At 52.9% G+C, this 21,868-nt stretch carries 13 protein-coding genes; 4 read left to right on the top strand and 9 right to left on the bottom strand.

The genetic code is table 11. From position 1 onward, the window contains the following. Positions 1-299: 299 nt before the first annotated feature. The 4 genes from SAQUA_RS09560 to ygfK are packed head-to-tail and all read right to left on the bottom strand — an operon-like array spanning position 300 to position 8,444. Positions 300-3,182 (bottom strand): molybdopterin-dependent oxidoreductase Mo/Fe-S-binding subunit, encoded by a 2,883-nt coding sequence (locus SAQUA_RS09560; protein ID WP_380672942.1) that lies wholly within the window; start codon positions 3,180-3,182, stop codon positions 300-302. After that, a complete protein-coding gene (gene ygfM, locus SAQUA_RS09555; protein WP_380672940.1) occupies positions 3,179-3,955 on the bottom strand; it encodes a molybdopterin-dependent oxidoreductase FAD-binding subunit in 777 nt (258 codons plus the stop codon). Before ygfM ends, SAQUA_RS09560 begins: the two co-directional genes overlap by 4 nt. A gap of 50 nt (positions 3,956-4,005) precedes the next feature. Next, the gene (gene ssnA, locus SAQUA_RS09550; RefSeq protein WP_380672938.1) at positions 4,006-5,334 is read right to left on the bottom strand and encodes a putative aminohydrolase SsnA; all 1,329 of its coding nucleotides are present in this window, start codon (positions 5,332-5,334) and stop codon (positions 4,006-4,008) included. 2 nt (positions 5,335-5,336) lie between these two features. Further along, positions 5,337-8,444 (bottom strand): putative selenate reductase subunit YgfK, encoded by a 3,108-nt coding sequence (ygfK, locus tag SAQUA_RS09545; protein ID WP_380672936.1) that lies wholly within the window; start codon positions 8,442-8,444, stop codon positions 5,337-5,339. Positions 8,445-8,874: 430 nt separating this feature from the next. Between ygfK and yqeC the strand changes: the two genes are divergently transcribed. Both yqeC and yqeB read left to right on the top strand, forming a co-directional pair. Then, positions 8,875-9,660: a selenium cofactor biosynthesis protein YqeC gene (gene yqeC / locus SAQUA_RS09540; RefSeq protein ID WP_380672934.1), complete on the top strand. Its 786-nt coding sequence runs from the start codon at positions 8,875-8,877 to the stop codon at positions 9,658-9,660. Between the two features lie 20 nt (positions 9,661-9,680). After that, on the top strand, positions 9,681-11,270 hold the full coding sequence (gene yqeB / locus SAQUA_RS09535; protein ID WP_380672932.1) for a selenium-dependent molybdenum cofactor biosynthesis protein YqeB: 1,590 nt from the start codon (positions 9,681-9,683) through the stop codon (positions 11,268-11,270). Between the two features lie 446 nt (positions 11,271-11,716). On the opposite strand, the gene arcC is transcribed toward yqeB, so the two are convergent. The 5 genes from arcC to ygeW form a co-directional block, all read right to left on the bottom strand. Further along, positions 11,717-12,649 carry a carbamate kinase gene (gene arcC / locus SAQUA_RS09530; RefSeq protein WP_380672930.1) on the bottom strand — a complete coding sequence of 311 codons (933 nt, stop codon included), beginning with the start codon at positions 12,647-12,649 and terminating at the stop codon, positions 11,717-11,719. Between the two features lie 67 nt (positions 12,650-12,716). Continuing rightward, entirely contained in the window at positions 12,717-14,117 is a 1,401-nt protein-coding gene (gene hydA / locus SAQUA_RS09525; protein WP_380672928.1) for a dihydropyrimidinase, read from the bottom strand. A gap of 53 nt (positions 14,118-14,170) precedes the next feature. Beyond that, a complete protein-coding gene (locus SAQUA_RS09520; RefSeq protein ID WP_380672926.1) occupies positions 14,171-15,388 on the bottom strand; it encodes a YgeY family selenium metabolism-linked hydrolase in 1,218 nt (405 codons plus the stop codon). Positions 15,389-15,484: 96 nt separating this feature from the next. Then, positions 15,485-16,678 (bottom strand): diaminopropionate ammonia-lyase, encoded by a 1,194-nt coding sequence (dpaL, locus tag SAQUA_RS09515; protein ID WP_380672925.1) that lies wholly within the window; start codon positions 16,676-16,678, stop codon positions 15,485-15,487. Positions 16,679-16,816: 138 nt separating this feature from the next. Then, positions 16,817-18,004 (bottom strand): knotted carbamoyltransferase YgeW, encoded by a 1,188-nt coding sequence (gene ygeW, locus SAQUA_RS09510; RefSeq protein ID WP_380672923.1) that lies wholly within the window; start codon positions 18,002-18,004, stop codon positions 16,817-16,819. 483 nt (positions 18,005-18,487) lie between these two features. On the opposite strand from ygeW, the gene SAQUA_RS09505 reads away from it, so the two are divergent. Both SAQUA_RS09505 and SAQUA_RS09500 read left to right on the top strand, forming a co-directional pair. Further along, on the top strand, positions 18,488-20,236 hold the full coding sequence (locus SAQUA_RS09505) for a sigma 54-interacting transcriptional regulator (protein ID WP_380673625.1): 1,749 nt from the start codon (positions 18,488-18,490) through the stop codon (positions 20,234-20,236). 170 nt (positions 20,237-20,406) lie between these two features. Next, positions 20,407-21,864 (top strand): AMP nucleosidase, encoded by a 1,458-nt coding sequence (locus SAQUA_RS09500; RefSeq protein ID WP_380672921.1) that lies wholly within the window; start codon positions 20,407-20,409, stop codon positions 21,862-21,864. Positions 21,865-21,868 lie beyond the last annotated feature (4 nt).

Raw genomic sequence — 21,868 nt, 5'->3', positions numbered from 1 at the left:
TGCTCCACGCCCTGCTCTTTCGCCATGTTAATTCCACGGGCTATCCTGAGCACTTTCACCTGGCTCATTATTTATTAATGGCGGCAATAACAGATTAGCTATTTCGCTCAGCTAATATATTGAATCGTTTATACCCGTCGCCCTTCAAGTTGCATTGTAGAAGGCAAGACCGAGGCTCACTACGTGACTGGTGCGAACGGACGCAGCCAACATCCATGCAGCTTGAAGTATGACGAGTATATCCTCAGGTACTTGAAGCTGCCGGATGTTGGCGGCAGCTCCAAGTACGGTGAGTATATTTACGCTGACAGTTTGTTTAACCCCCTCAGTATTTTCTCTGCCGTGAAATGCCATTCACGTAGCCACACACCGCAGGCGTCATGGATCGCCATGGCGATAGCCGGTGCAGCGCCGTTAACACCGATTTCGGAAATCGATTTGGCACCGTACGGCCCCACATGGTCGTCGCTGGGCACCAGGAAGGCCTGGAAGTCGAGCGGGATATCACCAATCTTGGGCGCACCATAACTCTGCAAGTCACGCGTTATCGGCGAACCTTGACGGTCATAGAGGATCTCTTCCGTCATGCTGTGGCCGATAGCACGCATTGAAGCACCGTAGATCTGCCCCAGCGCCAGCTCAGGGTTGACCGGCGTGCCACAATCCAGTAATGCGTAGAACTTGTCCAATCTGATCTCGCCGGTACGCACGTTAACCGCCACTTCGGCAAAGTTGGCACCAAACGGGAAGGCAAAATCAGAGGAAATATAGCTGGCCGTCGCCACCAGGGTACCAAAGCCGGTGCCAGTCTCAGCCTTGTGTGCGATGTCTGCAAACGACACCTCACCGCGTTTGCCAAGCACCACACCAGGTGCCACCAGCACAACATCGGCCTCAGGCTCACCCAACATCTGCGCCCCATGGAACAGGATTTTTTTCCTGAGATTTTCCGCAGCATTCTTCGCCGCGTTGCCGGAGAAGCAGGTGCCGGAAGAGGCATACGCCCCTTTATCAAACAGGGCGTGATCTGTATCTCCCGAAATCACATGAATATCGGCAAACGGGCAGCACAACACTTCTGCCGCGAGTTTACCCACTACCGTATCCAACCCGGTACCAATGTCTGCCCCGCCAGAGTGCACGATAAAGGTGCCGTCCGACTCCAGCTTGATCATGCAGTTGGCCTGATCGATATCTGGAATGCCGGATTTCTGCATGATGATGGCAACGCCACGACCAATCTGCCAATCGCCGTCTTTCGCCTTCGGCGCGTTCCAGTTGATCAGTTCACGCCCTTTACGCAGGATCGGTTCTAGCGCACAGCTGGCGGCACTTGGTACCGACGTTGGCATTTTACCTTCACCAATTGCCCCCAGTATCTTCAGTTCCTGGCCTTCTACCACCCGGTTGAGTTCAATCAGTTCCAGCGGATCGCGCCCCAGTTTTTCTGCCAGCTCCGCCAGGATCATGGTCAGCGCAAAGTTGCCTTTCGGCGCACCGTACCCTTGATAAGCACCGTTCGGGCAAATGTTGCTGTAGTAGGTGGTGACCTGGAAGTTAACGTTCTCGCAGGGATACAGCGGCAGCGACAGCGCCGGGCCGTTACTTGGCACCGTCAATGCATGGTTGCCAAAAGGACCGGTATTCGCCAGGAAGTTCATGTCGATCGCCGTCAAGCGCCCCTCTTTAGTCGCGCCGATTTTTACCTTCACTTTGGCAACGTGGCGTGAGGTATTACTAATGAACTCCTCTTCGCGGCTGTAGTGGAAATAGACTGCACGGCCGGTTACACAGGTTGCCCAGGCGCAGACCTCTTCCAGCAGGATATCCTGCTTGGAGCCAAAGCCCCCACCCACACGCTCTTTGATCACATGGACCTTGTGCTGCTTGAGCCCGACAATCCGCGCCACCTGACGGCGCAGGTGCCAAGGAACCTGGGTTGACGCGTGGATCACCAAACGGTCGCCGTCCATATAGGTGTAACAGACGTGTTTCTCCGCCGGGCATTGCTGGGCCTGGGTGGATTCGTAAGTGCGCTCCAGTACCACATCCGCCTCGGCAAACCCCTTTTCCATATTGCCAATATGCCCGTGAACCGCTGCGGCAATATTGCTATGGGGCTTGGCACCAATCGGGAAATTGATAGTCAGATATTCGCCATCACGCTGCGCACTGCCCTGATTCTGTTCGGCCAGATCGGCCGGAGCGCCATGAACATAGACAATGGGCTCGTCGTGTACCAGCGGTGCGCCTTCGGCCATCGCTTCATCAATCGACATCACCGGTTGCAATACCTGATACTCAACCTCAATCAGTGCCAGTGCAGCCAACGCAATCTCTTCACTTTCGGCCACTACTGCCGCAACCCGGTCACCGACGTGGCGGAGTTTCTTGCCAAACATGCGCCGATCCAACGGTGAGGGTTCCGGGGCGCTCTGCCCGCCGGGAGTGTAGTAAATATCCGGGCAGTTCAGGTGAGTGATGACATGCACCACTCCCGGTAATGCCTCGGCTTTACTGACGTCCAGCCGGGTGATCAGCGCATGGGGATGAGGGCTGCGCAGCATTTTGATGATGCAGGCATCGCGGGCCACCCGATCCTCTACGTAGCAGGGCTTGGCCTGTACCATTTTCGCTGCGTCCACTTTAGGACACAGTTTGCCAACCACGTTCAGATCGCTGCGAAACTCTGGTGCGGATGGTGACTGAAACCCCGGATCGCTGCGGCGTGCCACCGCCAGTGCCACTACCTGATAGAACTGTTGGTAGCCAGCATCCCGGCTGAACAGACCAGACAGCGCATCGTCGATCTCTGCCCGCGTGGGGGCGGCGATACGATCCAGCAGGTCGGTGAGGATCAGCGCTGCCGCTGGGTCGTTATAACCGGACTGGACAATCCCCACATCCACCATAGCCTGTTGCACCAGACTGAGCTGGTTCCAGCTTCCCAGGGATTCAGCGGTCTTCACCACCGCCCCTTCGAGCTGGGCGGCAATCAGCAAGGAAGCGTTGACGACTACGCCATTAAAAATAATCGCATCCGAACCGGCAAAACCAAATCCGTCGTCACTGTTGCGTACCGAGTGCATCCCCAGTTTGAACAGCAGTGCCTGCACGTTTTCGCCCAGTAGGCTCTGTATTACCTGCTGAGTATCATTGAGTGTAAAACGAATGTTGTTCATTGCTTCTCTCCTGAAGACTGACAATCCGCAAGCAGGTCTGCCACCACCACACCGGTGATGTAGCGCTTATAGTCGGCGCTACCGCAAATGTCGGATTGAGGAGAAATGGCTGCAGCCACCGCCTTTTCCAGCGCCGCACCGCTCAGGCCGAGCTGCTCGGCATCACGCAAACGGCTGGGCCGGTCAACAACAGCGCTTAACGCAATGCGCACTTTGGCATGCAGATCCTGTGATACCGCGGCGGTCACTATCGCCAAGCCAGCTGCTGAACGCGCAATTTTACGCGTGGCGCAACTGCGATAAGGGTCTGGCAACACCACTTCCAGCAATAATTCCCGCTGGCCACTGGCCAGATACTCTTCCAATGTGAGGGTTTTACCGCTGCCCACGACTACCTTGGCACTCAGGGCCAACAGCACCGGTAACAACGCCGAGTCTTTTGCGGCAACGGCAATTTCCCCACCCAGGGTGGCTTGGTTACGAACATGACGCGAATAAACAAATCCCAATGCCTGTTGCAAGGCCTGCGGGATTAACGAAGTGTCTCTTAAGCGTTGCAGGGTGATGGTGCTACCGATATGCAGTTCACCCTGTTGCCAATCCACCCGATCAAGTCCAAGTTGCAATAATGAAATCGCTACCTTTTTCGTCGTCTTGGTCGGTGTGGCGTTTAGTTTACTGCCGCCACCGAAGTAGACGGCATCATCAAGAAACTGGCCTTTCAATTCCAGCGCCTGTTGCACCGACTCTGGCCTATAGAATTGCTCAATCATTTTTCACCCTCTTCAATGTTGCCGCCTGCTTTCGCACAGCGGCAACCGGCTTAGTTCAAGGCATCCATTCGCTTCCAGAGATTGGCCGCAACCTTGCGAGCCTCGGCATAAATAGGCTCTACATCGAATGGGAATTGGCGGTCCTGATAGACCATGCGGCCTTCCACCATCACGCTATTGACACTGCTCGCCCCCATGCCAAAAGCCAGATGACCGGCAATATTCTGTGCCGCCAGTGGTGTAGGTGCCGCGTAATCGCAAATAGTCAGATCCGCTTTGTATCCGGCAGCCAGGCAACCAAACTGGGCAGCAAAATTGCGGGCCAGCAGTTGGTTGCCGTTAGACAGGAAGCGGGCAAAACTGTCTGGCCACAGCGGGCCACCAGCGTCACGGTGTTTGAAGAAGGCAAACTTCAGCTCTTCAAACATGTCAGAGCCGATGCCGTCAGTGCCGAGTGCCAAATTGCGATATTGCGCCAATTGGTGGTTGTAGCCGACGTGGTTGTTCATATTGGAACGGGCGTTGTGCACCAGGAAAGCATCGTGCTGATTGATCAGCTCGATATCGGCGGCGGAAAGATACAGGCCGTGGGCGACCAGGGTTTTGGCATTGATAAGGCCGTGCCGATCCAGTCGTACCATCAGATCCTGACCATATTTGTCATGGCTGTGGGACACATCATAGCGGTCTTCTGCGGCGTGGATATGCAACCCGCGCCCGGTGCTCTGCACCGCTTCCTTCAACATCTCCAACCCGGCATCAGAAACGGTAAACGGCGCGTGAGCACCGATGTGCGCCTCAACCAGATAGGGCTCTTTGCCCACGCTCTTGGCGCTGTCGATCAAGCGGGCAAAGGCAATGTTCTCTTCAACCCCAGCCTGCAACTCGCGGTTACCCACATTGCGGTCAGTGGTCTCAAAGCAGGTCATGCCGCGCAGCCCAACCTTGATAAAACCATCGCGCAGGGTTTTCAGCGAGCCTGCGATGAAGTTTGGTGAGGCGTGGTGGTCGATCACCGCGGTACAACCGCTCTTGATAGCCTCTAGCGAACAAATCAGACCGCTGTAATAGAGCGACTCCTCATCCAGCGCGCGATCCAGACGCCACCACAGGTTTTTCAAGGTGGAGATAAAATCCGGGCTTGGCGCGATGTTCGCCATAATGCCGCGCGATAAACCGGAGTAGAAATGGTTATGGGCGCAGACTATCCCTGGCATCACCCATTTACCCTGCATATCGCGGATCTCTGCCTGTGGATATTTAGTTGCCAGGCCGTAGCCAACCTCTTTGATCACGCTGCCTTCAATCGCGATATCAATACCGTTCTGTACGCTGGCGGGTTCAAGCTGTACGGCAGTTGCATTGGTTAATATCAGCATGATTACGCCTCCACCAGGCCAAGAAGATAATGATGATGCTGCTGCACATGGCTGATAATGCGGCACATGTCATCCAGCTCCTGCGGGATATTGACGAAATGACCGTTACTGTCCATGCGCAGTTGGTAAATATTACCGTCCTGTCGCACGCTGACTACCTGCCCATCCACCAGGAACCCGGCATTAGTGCTGTTGGCAAAATCCTGTGGCAGATTAAAGATGGTCACTTTGTCCTTGTAAGGTTTGCCTTGCCATGGGCAGAACTGGGCACAGTTGCCGCATTCGTTGCAATAGGCGTCCAGGTGCAGGGTCTGGAAGCGATCGCGGAAGCCCGGAATGGCGATCGATACGTTGGCGCGGTTCGGGCAAACGTCGACGCATTTGCTACACACGTAGTTACACTCCAGACAGCGCTGCGCTTCCTGAGCGACAAAGGCTTCGCGTTCCGTCTTGTCCACCATCGCCACCGAAATGGCCCCCTTGCGGCGGTAAATTTCAGCGGGATCGACATTCGACCAGTATTTGTCCGTGTGGTGTGTTTTGACATTCTCCCGCGCCAGTACCTCTTCGGCGGCGCTGCGGGCACTGCCAATAGCGGCCACAATCGAAGACGGGCCGCGCTGTACGTCGCCAATCAGGAAGACGTTACGGCGGGCCGTTTCGCCCGTAGCATGATTGACCTGCGGATAACCGGCTTCATCGAGTGGCACCCCGAGCTTGCGCAACACCTCCTGATCGGCCTGTTCACCTATAGCAGTGATCAAAGCATCGATCTGCAAGGTAAGGGTTTGTTCAGTGGCCACCGGACGCCGACGCCCCTGTTCATCCGGTTCACCCAGCGTCATGACGCGGGCGGTCAGGGTACCGTTGGCATCAAAGTGTTCCGGGTTGGTCAGGAACATAAACTGCACATTATCTTCCACCGCCTCTTGATACTCTTCGCGGTAAGCGGGCATTTCGTTCAGCGTGCGGCGGTAGAGTACGGTCACCTTCTCTACCCCTGGCACTTTCAGCGCGGCGCGTGCGCAGTCCATCGCGGTATTACCGGCACCAACCACGGCAACGTGTCGGCCCAGGCTCATCGCTTCGCCCTGATTGAAACTGCGCAGGAACGGCAGCGACTTGTAGATATTGCGGTTATTACCCGCCAGCTTCACGCCGCTGTTCTTGTCGGTACCGATGCCGATGAACACATAGTCAAAACCCTGTTGTTGCAACTTGTCGACCGTCAGCTCTGGATCGCAGCCATAGACAAATTTCACGCCGTGAGCAGCAACAAACTCAATATCATGCTCGATGGCCTCAGCCGGGATACGGAAATGTGGGATGATATTCTTCACCACGCCGCCAGCATTGGCCTCACGCTCAAACAGCGTTACCTGATAGCCCGCACGCGCCAGGAAGTAACCAGCGGACAAACCTGCCGGACCCGCGCCCAAAATGGCAACCGGATGTTTGCTACCTGAACCCGCAGGCTTGTGCCACCGCCGTTGATACTCCTCCCACCCTTTCTCAAGGGCGATCTTTTTCAGTTCACGGATATTCAACGCGCTGTCGTAATCAATACGGGTACAGTTGTACTGGCATTGGTGATCGCAGATATGGCCGGTGATGGCAGGTAAGGCGTTACGTTGATAAATCAGTTCCAGCGCATCGGCATAGCGCTGCTCGCCCAGTAAGCGGATATATTCTGGAATATCCTGTTTAATGGCGCAGGCGCTGACGCAAGGTGCAACGTAGCAGTCGATCATCGGTAACGGGCCACCGGCATCGATGCTGTCCTGTGCCTTCCAATGCTTTTGGGTGTACTCCATGCTGACTGCTTTTTCCGCCAGCTCTTCCAGCTTGTCGACGTCAATCCGCGTCATGCCCCAGCTGTCGGAACTATCCAGCTCCTGCATACATTCAGTCTGGCGCAGGTAACCGCCGGGTTTGAGCAGATCGGTCGCCATGGTAATAGGCCGGATGCCGGTTTCAAAAATATCGCGGATATTGAATTTGCTTGCCCCGCCTGAGTATGAAATAGGCAACTCACCGTTGAACTCGCGGGATAACACCGCCGCTACGTTGATCGAGAGCGGGAATAGCGCTCGTCCTGACATATACATTTCTTCGCCAGGCAGCGCTCCTTTATGGTTGATGGTACCCAGGGTATTGGTTAATTTGACCCCGAAGCCCAGTTGGCGCTGTTTACCCAGTTCGACCAGGCGGTGTAGCATCGCTATCGCCTGCTCCAATTTAAGATCGTGCTCAAACGATTCCTCTTTCAGACCAACATAATCGAAGCCGCAGGTATCCAGAATGGCTCGCACACGTTGGTATCCCAGCAATGTCGGGTTTAATTTAACGAAGGTGTTAAGATTTTTCTCTTCCAGCATATATCGGCAGATAGCTTCTATTTCATGCGGCGGGCAGCCGTGCATGGTTGAAAGCGTTATTCCGCTAACCAGTTGCGCAGGGATATGTGCGGGTAATTGTGTCAATATGCTGCGTTGGGCCGCTAAAGAAAACTGAGTAATAAATTGCTCATTGCCAACCCACTCTTCAAGGGTTTTGGCATATTCAGCATATTTCGGGTGCTGTGTGGAGTTCATCATATTATGGATGAATTCCTGCATCGGAGGCTGTTTAATCCCATCCAGGTTATAACCAACGCTCATGTTAAAAATAAAGGATTTACTTTCCCCTTCCGTGCGCGGATCAAACAGGGCTTCCAGTAAGTGCAGAGCAAACCAGGCTTTCAAATACTCATCATACGCCTTGAGTAAGGTAAACTCTGTTGACCATTCGGTGTTAAAACATTCGTCTTCTGCATCAATACAGGGTTTCTCAATCTCCAGGCGATCAAGGATTTGCACGGTTTTCAATTCAATGAAGCGCCCGCCGGTCAGCCAGGACACAATAATATTCTGTGCCAGTTGCGTGTGCGGGCCAGCAGCCGGGCCTAGCGGAGTTTCGCAGCTTTCATTGAAGACGTTAATGTGCCGTTCGTCACGTTTGCGATAAAATTGTTTTTCTGGAATACCAAAAATAGACCGGCTCTCATGATATTCATCGAAAATCCGGGTTAACAGCGCCTTGAACGGAACGGGACGCATTATATCTCCCATAGCTAATCTCCTTGCGACGAAATGCCTGAATGGTGAGTCAGCAAAAAACTGATTGTGGTTTTTCACCTCGGTTGAGCATAACGCAGCAACAATCAGGCCAAATTTCCTTGCGCCGTTTCGCTTAGATAAAATTCGTGAGGAAGTTCTAATTGTTATTTTTATTTGTGAAGCGACTCACAAGTGCAAGTGAGAACAAATATCAGTGGTAACAGACAGTCAACATGAGAAATAGCACCCAACCCGTCAATTATCAAAAATGCGTACCGTAATATCAATTTGATACATTACCTACCGCACTGAGATAAATCGTGAACGCAATCGATAAACGTCAATTATCTCAAACAGATCCCGCTATTAAGCTGCCAATTTGAAATAAAAACGCGGCATATTAGTACCCATTAGTTATTCCTTTCGCATTACTGGTATTTTTATGACTCTGGCCTTCAGGGAATTATTCAGCGAAGAGTTTCATCGCCTCGATAATGGTGATCCATTACTCATCAGCCTGATTGGCGCTGGGGGCAAAACCAGTACGCTGATGTGGCTGGCGCAGGCTTTCTACCGCCAGGGTAGGCGAGTGCTATTCACTACCACCACCAAAATGTACCGCCCTGCCGCGTCCACTTATCATCACCTGTGGATCGGGCAACCCTCCAGCGCCAGCAATACCCCGGCTATTACCGCTTGGTTCAGCCACTATCAGCCGGAAAGTAACAAGGTTGAGGGCCTCAATTGCCAGCAGATCGATGAGATTAAGCAGCAGGGGGAATTCGATGTGATTCTGGTCGAAGCTGACGGATCCCGAGGGTTACCGCTAAAAGCCCCGGCAAGGCATGAACCTTGCATTCCTTCCAACAGTGATTGTGTTATCGCATTAACCGGGGGCCAGGTGGTTAATCGCCCTGCCAATCCGCAGCAGATCCATCGCTGGGCTATTTTCTCAGAGCTGACGGGGATCAATGCCGGTGACTGCCTGAACCAGCGGGTGTTCAGTTGGTTGATTTCTCACCCGCAAGGCATGTTCAAAGGAACACCGCCCGATGCGCGGCGGATTTGGCTGGTTAATCAGTTTTCTCATTCTGATAATCAGCCTGATCCCGCGTGGCATCAGGTTCTGCGGCAGGATCCGCTACTCAGTGCCATCTGGTTGGGCTCGGTGCAAGAGACCCCGCCCATCCGACACTGTTTGCGACGCGTAGCACAACAAAGCTTTTGAAGTTAACCCATGAGGTCAGAATGAATATCTTCGCCGAAGCAGCACGACTGGAAGAAGGAAACCGGCCCTTTGCGCTCGCCCAGATCATTGAAAGCCGTGGATCCACACCACGCCACTCTGGGCAAATGCTGATCATGGCCGATGGCAACTGTATTGGCACCATCGGTGGCGGCATGATTGAACGTATGGTGATTGAGCAGGCTCTTGCCGCCATTGCTGAACGCAAAGCCAGAGTATTTCATGGCCGCATGGCCCGTAACGGCCAGGATGCTGTAGGTTCTGACTGTGGCGGCGCAATGTCAGTCTATATTGACGTTCACGGCCTGCGCCCAAAGCTGGTCTTGATTGGCGCCGGACACGTCAACCGCGCTATTGCCAATGCGGCCAAACCCTTGGGGTTCGATATTCACGTCGCCGATATCTATTCTGCCAGCCTTGATCCAGATTTGTTCCCGGCGGGCACGACCCTGGTTGATGGCGAAAGCTTTCCTGATGCTATCAGCAAGATGAATATCGAACCCGGTAACTTTGTGATCATTGCCACCAATAATCAGGACTGTGAGGCACTGAACGTTCTGATCAAACAGCCGTTGCGTTATCTGGGGCTTCTTGCCAGCAGACGTAAAGTGCAAACCTTCAAGCATCAACTGAGACAACGCGGCATTGGAGAAGATGAGCTGGCAAGGTTACACGCCCCCGTCGGCTACAATATCGGTGCAGAAACACCGGAAGAAATCGCCATCAGCGTGTTGGCAGAACTGTTGCAGATACGAAACCAGTCCTCCGGCGGGCTGATGAAAGATGATATTCGGTTGGTACGCGACAGGCTGGTGGTGATCCGTGGCGCAGGTGACATGGCTACCGGCGTGGCGTTGCGGCTCTATCATGCCGGTTTTCAGATCGTCATGCTGGATATTGCCCAACCTACCGCTATCCGCCGCAGCGTGGCTTTTGCGCAGGCGATGTTTGACGGTCAAACCTGCGTTGAAGGTGTGACCGCTTGCCTGGCAAAGGATGTCGATGAAGCCTTCGAGATCATCAACCGCAACCAGATCCCGCTATTGGTCGATGAAGATGCCCAATGCTTGCAGCAGCTGAAACCCCGTTTTCTGGTAGATGCCATCCTGGCCAAGCAGAACCTGGGGACGCACCGCAATATGGCCCCCATCACCATAGCCCTTGGCCCTGGATTTAATGCCGGACAAGACTGCGATGCGGTGATTGAAACTAATCGCGGACACGATCTGGGGCGAGTGATTTACCATGGCTATACCCATCCTAATACCGGTATTCCTGGCAATATCGCTGGCCATACCGAGCGCCGGGTGATCCGAGCACCGGCGGATGGCGTAATGCACTGTTGCGTGTCTTTGGGTGACTTGGTGCAGGAAGGTGATCTGTTGGCCCACTGTGGTGATACCCCGGTGATCGCTCCCCTTTCCGGGATGGTTCGCGGGCTGTTACAACCGGGGCTGGAGGTTAAAACTGGCACTAAAATCGGCGATATCGACCCACGCGGCGCGATGGCGGACTTTACTACCGTGTCGGATAAGGCGCGAGCCATCGCCGGTGCGGTGCTAGAGGCAATGCTGAAGCTTGGGCGAAGCTAGGCTGTGTCCCTTAACTGGACACCAGCGTCGCTGGCGGTCATTTGTACGCAGAGCAAGGCGTGAGCTGCGAGGTTTGGTGGACCAAATAAGCGGTGAACAACCTAGGCTGTGTCCCTTAATTGCACGTGAGCGCCGCTGGTGGTCATTTGCGCGCAGGGCAAGGCGTGAGCCGCGAGGTTTGGTGGACCAAATAAGCGGCGAACAACGCCGCAATGCGCGCAAATGGCCCCAGCCCGAAGGGTCGCGCCCCAAAAGCCCGTTATCTGTGTTGTCGGGCTTGAACAGAGGGCCACTCTGCCCTTCACCCTCCGCCTTGATAACGGGCTTTTGGGTCTGCGACGGCACCACGGGCAATTAAGGGACACAGCCTAGCAGGCCAGTTTCAACCGGGCTGGCCCCTGTGCATTTCTATCCGGCCATGTTATGACCGGATTTTTGTTTGGCGATTACTGACCAATCACCGTACCGGTTTTTCCTTCAATACCCTGTTGTGCCTTGTTCAATACAGTGATCAATGCCTGACGACCGGGTTTGGACTCGGCAAAAGATACTGCGGCTTCCACCTTCGGTAACATCGAGCCCTTGGCAAAATGCCCCTCATCAATAAAACGCCGAGCATCGGCAACGCTCAACTGCTCCAGCCATTGCTGGTTGGGCTTGCCAAAATTAATCGCCACCTTTTCCACTGCGGTGAGGATAATCAGCATATCAGCGTCGATCATTTCTGCCAGTTTGGCGCTGGCCCAGTCTTTATCAATCACCGCGCTGGCCCCCTTGAGATGATGACCTTCACTGATGACCGGGATGCCGCCGCCACCGACGGTAATCACCACCTGCCCGGCGTCCATCATGGCGCGTACCGTCTCTTTTTCAACGATATCCACCGGCATTGGCGAGGCTACGACCCGGCGATATCCCCGGCCCGCATCCTCTTTCATCACGTAACCCTTGTTGCTCAGCAACTTGGCTTCCTGTTGGGTAAAGAAAGAACCAATCGGCTTGGTAGGGTTGAGGAAAGCCGGATCATTGCCGTTGACGATCACTTGAGTGATCAACGTCGCTACCGGTTTGTTAATCTTCCGGTCCAGCAACTCTTCACGCAGGGCATTTTGCAGATCGTAGCCGATATAGCCCTGGCTCAAGGCTACGCATACCGACATGGGTAACATCGGCGTATGTGCTTCGGTCTTAGCCGCCGCTTCAAACGCCAGATTAATCATGCCGACCTGTGGGCCATTACCATGGGTAACAACCACCTGATGACCATGTTCGATCAGATCGACAATCGCCCGTGCGGTAGTTTTCACCGCCTGCATCTGCTCCGCCAGTCCTTCACCCAGAGCGTTCCCTCCTAATGCCAGTACAATTTTCTTTTTCATTCTGCTCCCCGTTTACTCGCACGATGTTGAATAAAGTGCCCCCTTTAGCCAAAGGAGAACCAACCGATTAGCCCATTTTTGCTGCAATCTGGTCATTAAAAGGCCGCCGACGTATGAACTGCCCAAACCCCTGTTGACCGGTAAATTCGCCGTTACGGGACACCACTTCCCCCCGACACAGCGTCATAATCAGCCTCCCCTGACAGTGAAAACCCTCATAAGGAGAATAATCTGCGTTGTCATGCAGTTGGCTATGCCTGATGACCGAAGATTGGCGCGGATCGAATATCACCACATCGGCATCCGCCCCAAGGTTAAGATTGCCTTTGCGCGGCCACAGGCCAAACAGCCGGGCCGGGTTACCGCTGGTCAGCGCAACAAAGCGTGAGGGAGAGATACGCCCACTCATCACTCCGTGGGAAAATAGCAGCGCCATGCGGTTCTCAACCCCAGGGAGGCCGTTCGGGCAACGGGTAAAATCCCCTGCCGCCATCGCTTGGCGTTGCTGATAAGGGAAGGTGCAATGATCGGTAGCCACCGTGTCAATCGAGCCGTCGGCAACCCCTACCCATAAGCGATCCAGTTCCTGCTGACTACGGAGCGGTGGGCTGAGGATGTACTTCGCGCCATCGTCCCGCAGATAGCACTGCTCATTAAGCAACAGATAGTGTGGGCAAGTTTCCACCCAGACCGGTTGCCGTTGTTGCCGCGCCAGACGTAAATAGTCCAAACCCAAACCGTTGGATAAATGGACAATATAAAGTGGTGCGTTATCCGCCATACGGGCCAGATTAATCATCCGGCCAATCGCTTCCGCCTCACATTCAATCGGGCGGCTTAAGGCATGATGGATCGGTGCCGTTTTACCGGCAGCCACTAGCGCTGCACGGCGGAAAGCGATCGCCGCATCGTTTTCCGGGTGGACGGTGGTTAACGCCCCAACCTGCCGCAACTGCCATAATGCCCGCAGCACATCGGCATCGTTTATCTTGTAGTGGTAGGTCAGGTAGAGTTTGAAACTGCTGATCCCCTCGTCATGTACCATGCCCGCCATTTCAGCCAGAATGTCATCGTCTATGTGCTGAATAACGCCATGAAAGCCATAATCGATCGCCGCATTACCCGCCGCGTAGCGATGATAAAGGTTGAGTTGATGATGTAGGCTACACCCCGCCGGGCCAAACCCCATATGGTCGACAATGGTGGTAGTTCCCCCGCAGGCGGCTGCACGGGTGCCGGAAAAAAAATCATCGCAACTGCGCGCGATGCCGACATCAATATTAAAGTGGGTATGCACATCAATGCCGCCAGGCATGACATAGCAGCCAGTAGCATCAATAACCTCGCAGCGCCCTTCAGGCTCTATGTCGTTACCGCGTTGGCAAATGATGCCATTCTCAATCAATAGGTCCTGATAATATTGCCCCTCGCTATCAACCAGAATGCCGTTCTTTATCAGTTGCTTCATTATTGGCACCCCCTGAAAGAATAACCCCGGCAAACCTGGCCGGGGCTCGATACTTACTGGTCAAGTTCTTGCAGGTAAGCCAGTGGCACCGCAGCATACATAGCGGCACAGGTCACCAGATGCTCTTTCCAGGTTTTCTCGTTCGGCGCATGAGCCTCAGGCTCTTTGCCTGGTCCAAAACCAATCACTGGGATGCCATGACGGCCCATGATGGAAACCCCATTGGTTGAGAACGTCCACTTGTCCACCACCGGTTTTTTCTTGAATAGCCCCTGATAGGCTTTGCTCAAGGTTTTTACCGTGATGTGATCCTCTTCGACTTTCCAGGTCGGGAAGTAACATTCGGTCGGGTAGACCAAGCCGGTATAGGATGGCCGCTCATAGTCATACATCGACACCGTTGCTTTGGCCGCTTGTACCGCTGGCAATGCGCGGATCTCTTCAAGCGCACCTTCCCAGGTTTCTCCCCAGGTCAGGCGGCGGTCAATTGATACCGCGCAGCTGTCGGCTACCGCGCAGCGGCTGGGGGAGGTGAAGAATATTTCTGAAACGGTGAGCGTGCCTTTGCCCAGGAATTCATCGTTACCGAGATTGCCGGATAACTCCTGCAATTCGTTGAGGATCGGCCCCATTTTGAAGATGGCGTTATCGCCGCGCTCCGGTGCCGAGCCGTGGCAACTGATCCCCTGCACATCGACACGGATCTCCATGCGGCCACGTTGACCACGGTAAATCTGGCAGTCGGTCGGTTCGGTACTGATGACAAACTCCGGGCGGATCTTCGACTGTTCAATGATGTACTGCCAACAGAGGCCATCGCAATCTTCTTCCTGCACGGTGCCGGTCACCAGCAGGGTATACTGATCTTCTAACCCTAGATCCTTGATGATTTTCCCGGCATACACCATCGACGCCATGCCGCCTTCCTGATCCGATGCGCCACGGCCACCGATAATTTCGTCGTTTTCCATCCCTTGGTAAGGATCAAAGGTCCAGTTCTTGATATTGCCGATACCAACGGTATCAATATGCGCATCCATCGCAATCAGGTGGGGGCCGTGGCCGATATAGCCCAGAATATTGCCCATCGGGTCGATCTCAACCCTGTCGAATCCGACCTTCTCCATCTCTTTCTTGATGCACAGTACCACCAGCTTTTCATCACAGCTTTCGCTCGGGATCGCAATCATGTCCCGCAGAAAACGTGTCATCTCATCTTTATATTGGTATGCTTTTTCCAATACCATTTCGAACGGAATTTGCTTTGCCATTGTGTTTTCTTCTCCACTCTTCTATTAGCTCTCGCTTAAGCGAGAGAGACAGCAATCCAATGATTACCCGATGGTTTCAAACCGCTGCAGGTATTGTCAGACGGGATGTTTCCCTTCCCACACCACCTCACGATAGTGCTTAACGTCGGTATCCCCTTCCGAACTGATCAGCAACACTACCGACTGGCTGTTCAGGCCAAGTCTTTCCATCAGCTTTTCACGCTGTGGATGGTGATGTACCGCAGCCAGAACGCCGAGCCCAACGGCCCCGGACTCGCCAGAGATAATGCGCGGGTCGTTGCCAAAGGGGTTGCCTAGCACGCGCATTCCCAAGGCCGCAACGCTATCTTGGCAGGAGATAAACTGCGTGGTGCAATTGCGCAGCAGCGGCCACCCCAGCGGATTAGGCTCGCCACAGGCCAGACCGGCCATGATGGTTGCCATATCACCGCCAACATTGACGATTTCACCTTTCTTGCCGGAACGATAAACGCAGTCTGCCAATTCAGGCTCGACGATCACCGAGTGCAGTTCTTTGGCACCAAACACGTCCACCAGATAGCCCAGCACACCCGCAGCCATCGCCCCTACCCCTGCCTGCAGAAAAACATGGGTTGGCCGCTTAATGTTCATCTGGCGCATTTGTTCCGTCGCTTCATCGGCCAGCGTGGCATAGCCCTGCATAATCCAGGTTGGGATCTTGGTATAGCCTTCCCAAGCCGTGTCCTGAACCACCATCCAACCGCGCTCCTCAGCGGTTTTCATGGTCAGCCGCACGGTATCGTCGTAGTTCATATCGGTGACGATGCACTCGGCACCCAGATTGAGTATGTGATCTACCCGCTCCTGCGCTGACCCTTTGGGCATATACACCACGGCATGTTGCCCCAGTTGCTTAGCCGCCCAGGCAACCCCACGGCCATGGTTACCGTCGGTGGTTGTGGCGAAGGTCATTTTCTCGCTAGACGTGGATTTGAATTTTTCGAAGGAGAACGCATTGATTTCAATCTGATACTTTTCGCACAGCAAGCGGGCAATTGCGTAAGCGCCGCCGAGCATTTTGAAAGCATTTAAGCCAAAACGTTTGGATTCGTCTTTTACCAGGATTTTCTGCACGCCAAACAGTTGAGCCAGATCATCCAGCGCACACAGTGGCGTTGGCTGATAACCCGCTATTTTTTTGTGAAACTCACGCGCTTTTTGCGCTTCTGCCTGCGAGAAAAGTGGCGATGTTTCACCGTTAAAATTACGGTTATCCTCAATATCCACTTTCAATGAAAATACCGACATAACTTCTACCTCCTCTGGTCGCATTAACCTTTCACAACTCGGGAACCCCCGTATGCCTGTCGTTCTTCAAGCTGCAGTGCTGTTGACTACCTGCAGCTTGAAGTCGCTTGGTTACAGCGATCCCCGGCCAGAGTCGGCTTATTTAATGCGTCTTTCTGCGTCTTTAAGTAATTGCTCCAACACCGGACCTGGGTTAGAGAATTTCCGTGCCATGATCATGGCGGCGATGATATAAGGCTTCCAACTGGCTTCCTTATAAGTGGCGATGCGGTATTTCTCGAAAACGCTGGCTGACACTTCTCCTTCGCTACATGAAACGTCGGTAATATCCGCAGGCAGGCAGTGCATATACAGCGCTTCGCCGCCTTTGGTCAGCTTCATCATCTCTTCGGTACAGTGCCAGTCTTTATAATGGGCGTTCTGTGCCAGGCATTGCTGTTCCAGCGCTTTCAAGCCTTGGTGATCGTTGGCACGCAACAGATCGGTACGCTGCTCCATAACTTTGTAAGGTGCCCAAGACTTCGGATAAACGATATCGGCACCCTTGAAAGCTTCAGCCATTGAGGTAACCTGCTGGAAACTGCCGCCAGATGCCGCAGCATTGTTTTTCGCGACTTCAATTACATCAGGGATCAAGTCATAACCTTCTGGATGAGCCAGCGTCACTTTCATCCCGAAGCGGGTCATCAGGCCAATGATGCCTTGCGGCACAGACAGCGGTTTGCCATAGCTTGGAGAGTAGGCCCAGGTCATGGCGATCTTTTTACCTTTCAGGTTCTCCAGGCTACCAAAGTGCTCCTGTAACCAGGCCAGATCGGCCATGGCCTGCGTTGGGTGGTCAATATCACACTGCAAGTTGACCAGCGCCGGACGCTGCGGCAATACCCCCTTCTCAAACCCCTCATCCAGCGCATCGCCAACTTCACGCATGTAGGCGTTACCCGCACCCAGATACATGTCGTCACGAATACCAATGGCATCCGCACAGAATGAGATCATATTCGCGGTTTCACGTACCGTTTCCCCATGAGCGATCTGCGATTTCCCTTCATCCAGATCCTGCTGGGCCAGCCCGAGCAGATTGAGTGCCGAGGCATAAGAAAAGCGCGTGCGCGTTGAATTATCACGGAAAATAGATATACCTAAACCACTGTTAAATATTCTGGTTGCGATATTTTCTGACCGCATGGTTTTCAGTGCTTCAGCCAGGTTGAGCACCAGTTCCAGCTCTTCGCGGCTTTGTTCCCATGTCAGCAAAAAGTCTTTTTGATGTAAATTCGACTTTAACGCGTTTATATCCTTGATTAACTGGTTAACTGTTCTCATCTTTGCCCCTAAATATCAAGAGTGGTTCGTTATCTGATACCACCGACGTTTAATCTCAGAATGACCCATCGCTTTGCAGCGCCTGTTCTTCAGGCAATCAATAAGCGTGCCAAGTGGCCGGAACACCCGAACTGGAGGGATTAAACCAAGGAGTAATGTGATATTCGTCACGCAATCCGTCAAAGGAAGCAACATTGAGTGAAGCCTTTAGGAGAAATCTTTTAAAAAATAAGCAAATTAAAGATCACTACAATAGGTTGTTTATAATTATCACCCTAACACTTCAACCCAAAATGATAGGAATTACCGTGAATTATCATTTTGATAATAAAATGTGATGCTAACTGCATATTCAATTTACTCTGAACGATTAGCTTGATGATCATCAAATTGCCTTGGGCATTGATGTATTATCTTTTCTTTTTCAACGATGAAAACGAGAAACGTGTGATGATAACACCGGCGAATGCTCAGTCTGCACTTATGCAAATCCAACCGACAATTTTACGCTTTACTAAAATGCTCTCCAGTGTATTGCTACTAGAAGTCGAGATTGTCGATGCCAACCTGGTACGCGTAGCAGGGACCGGTCCCTACGGTAAACATTTTGGCATAAAGCTCGCCAGCAACTCGGGGTTACTAAAGCATGTCATTGATACTAAATGTGAAAAAATAGTTACTCACTCGCGTTTCGATCCGGTCTGCGAAGGGTGTAACAACAAAGAGGAGTGCCAGGAAAAAGCGTTTCTTGGTATTCCCATCATCTTCCAGGATGCCTGTATTGGCGTCATTAGCCTGGTTGCCTTCAACCTGGAGCAACAACAGCGATTGCGGGATAACCTGAATGAGTTCTCCGGCTATGTCAGGAATATATCCAACGTTTTCGTTTCCAATTTATTGGAAACACAAGGTAATAGCGGTGGATTAAATAAAGTCCTTTTCAGCCTGATTGAAAGTATGGATCAGGGTGTATTAATTCTGAATGAAAAAAGCCAGCTAAAATTGGCCAACGCGACGGCATTAAAGCAGCTTAATTTATCCCAAGAAGATGTTGTAGGGAAAACATTCACCATCCGTGCTCTAACCTTCAGACAGAATTACACCAGCGGGCATTTGCAACACATTATTTCATTCGATGATAGTCAAGAAATAATGATTGGTCAGTTACACCAGATTCAGGACCATCAATTATTTTTGATGGCATTCCATCAGTCTCATTCGTCGTTTAGCGAAATCCTGAGCCAGGAAGATCCGCGTATTGAACATTTGGCTGGGGAAAGTGAGCCAATGCGCCTACTGAAGAAGTTGATCACGCGTATTGCACCTAGCCCTTCCAGCGTGTTGGTGGTGGGGGAAAGTGGCACCGGTAAAGAGGTGGTAGCTCGCGCGATACACCGGCTGAGCAACCGCAGCGATAAACCTTTCATTGCCATTAACTGTGCAGCTATTCCAGATCAGTTGCTTGAAAGTGAACTCTTTGGCTACCTGAAAGGCGCATTTACCGGCGCCTCGGCCAATGGCAAAGTGGGCCTTATTCAAGCAGCTAACCAGGGCACGCTGTTCTTGGATGAGATTGGTGATATGCCGCTAATGCTACAGGCCAAGTTACTGCGCACGGTGGAGTCCCGCGAAGTGTTGCCTATTGGCTCCAGCAAACCCATCCCGGTAGATATCAGGATCATTTCGGCGACCAATCAAAATCTGGAACAGTACATCGCCGAAGGGAAATTCCGTGAAGACCTCTATTATCGCCTGAATGTCATCCCCATAACCTTACCGCCGCTACGCGAACGCGAGGGTGACATCGAATTATTGGTCCATTATTTTCTCAGTTTGCATACCAAGAGGATCGGTATTATTTACCCCGGTATTTCAGCCGAAGTGCTTAAACTGCTGCGGCATTATCGTTGGCCCGGTAATGTGCGTGAGCTAAGTAATCTGATTGAATATCTGGTCAACGTAGTGCCAAGCGGTGAAATCATTGATACCTACCTGTTGCCACCCAATCTGACACAAGGCCAAAAGTTGACTGCGTCTAGCCCCCTGATGGAGTACAAGGCCAGCGAGCCGTGTGAAAAACAGAATACGGTAGGGTTGGAAAAAATGGAGAAACGAATGATCGAGGAGGCACTGAGTCTGCATTCAAACAAGAAGCTGGTTGCCGAAAAATTGGGGATAGGTATCGCGACGCTGTATCGCAAGATCAAGAAATATGAGTTATCGCCTGATTGATTGGCGGCAAGTCCGAGAGTCGCCAGGAGCATAGAAAACTATGTGACTGGAGTGAACGGACGTAGCCAACACCCATGCACTTGAAGTATGACGAGTATTTCCTGAAGGTGGTATACCTCGGGCACAGGCTTTAAGCTATGCTGAAGTATCGCTACAACCAAGGGATAACAATGAATACACTGCCAGACAAGACGCTGACAGCCTCACAGGCTCTCGACAAGCTAGAAGCGTTGTACGACGCATCGGTTTGCGCATTACGTGAAGCCATTAAGGAGTATATCACTCAAGGTTCCCTGCCAAATGCGCAGGACCGGGCCAAAGGAAAGTTTTCTTACCCAGAGTTACGTGTCCGCTGGGACGGAGAGCAGCCTAATAGCTCCAGAGCGCGTGCCTATGGGCGTTTTACCCGCCCTGGCAACTACACGACCACCATTACGCGGCCACAGTTGTTTCGCCGCTATCTGGCCGAGCAGTTGGCCCTGCTGGAAAGTGAATATGCCACAGTGATTGAAGTGGTCCCCTCTGAGCAAGAGATCCCCTTCCCTTATGTGATCGACGGTTCAGACCTGACATTGGACAGGACCATGAGCGCCGGGTTGACCAAGCACTTCCCTACTACCGAACTGGCCAATATCGGGGATGAAACTGCAGACGGTTTGTACCCGTCGGCCAACCATTTTCCGCTTTCACATTTTGATGCGTTGCGCACGGATTTCTCGCTGGCCCGCCTGAGGCACTACACCGGTACGCCAGTAGAGCACTTCCAACACTTTGTTCTGTTCACCAACTACACGCGCTACGTTGATGAATTCGTTCGCTGGGCCTGTAGCCAGATTACCGATCCAGACAGCCCTTACGTCGCTTTATCCTGCGCCGGGGGGAACTATGTAACGGCGGAAACCCCTAACCCAGAGCAGACGGTGTCCGATCTGGCCTGGAAAAACCACCAGATGCCCGCCTACCACCTTATAACCAAAAATGGTCAAGGGATCACGCTGGTCAACATCGGTGTTGGCCCTTCCAACGCCAAGACCATCTGCGACCACCTTTCGGTATTGCGCCCACATGCCTGGTTGATGATTGGTCACTGCGGCGGCCTGCGGGAAAGCCAGGCTATCGGCGATTATGTTCTGGCTCATGCCTACCTGCGTGATGACCATGTGCTCGATTCGGTTCTGCCCCCAGATATTCCGATCCCAAGTATTGCTGAGGTCCAGCGCGCACTGTACGACGCCACCAAAACGGTCAGCGGTATGCCAGGTGAGGCGGTGAAACAGCGTTTGCGTACCGGGACGGTGGTCACTACTGACGATCGCAATTGGGAACTGCGCTATTCTGCATCCGCTTTGCGCTTTAACCTTAGCCGTGCCGTCGCTGTTGATATGGAAAGTGCAACCATCGCAGCACAGGGTTATCGCTTCCGGGTACCTTATGGCACCTTGCTGTGTGTATCGGATAAACCACTGCATGGTGAGATCAAACTGCCTGGTCAGGCCAACCGTTTCTATGAAGGAGCCATTTCAGAACATCTGCAAATCGGGATCCGTGCCATAGACCTGTTGCGGGCTGAGGGCGAGCATCTGCACTCGCGCAAGCTTCGTACTTTCAACGAGCCACCATTCCGCTAAGTGT

The organism is Serratia aquatilis, assembly GCF_044865145.1.
Taxonomy (GTDB): domain Bacteria; phylum Pseudomonadota; class Gammaproteobacteria; order Enterobacterales; family Enterobacteriaceae; genus Chania; species Chania aquatilis.
This window is presented reverse-complemented; position numbering and strand designations above follow the sequence as displayed.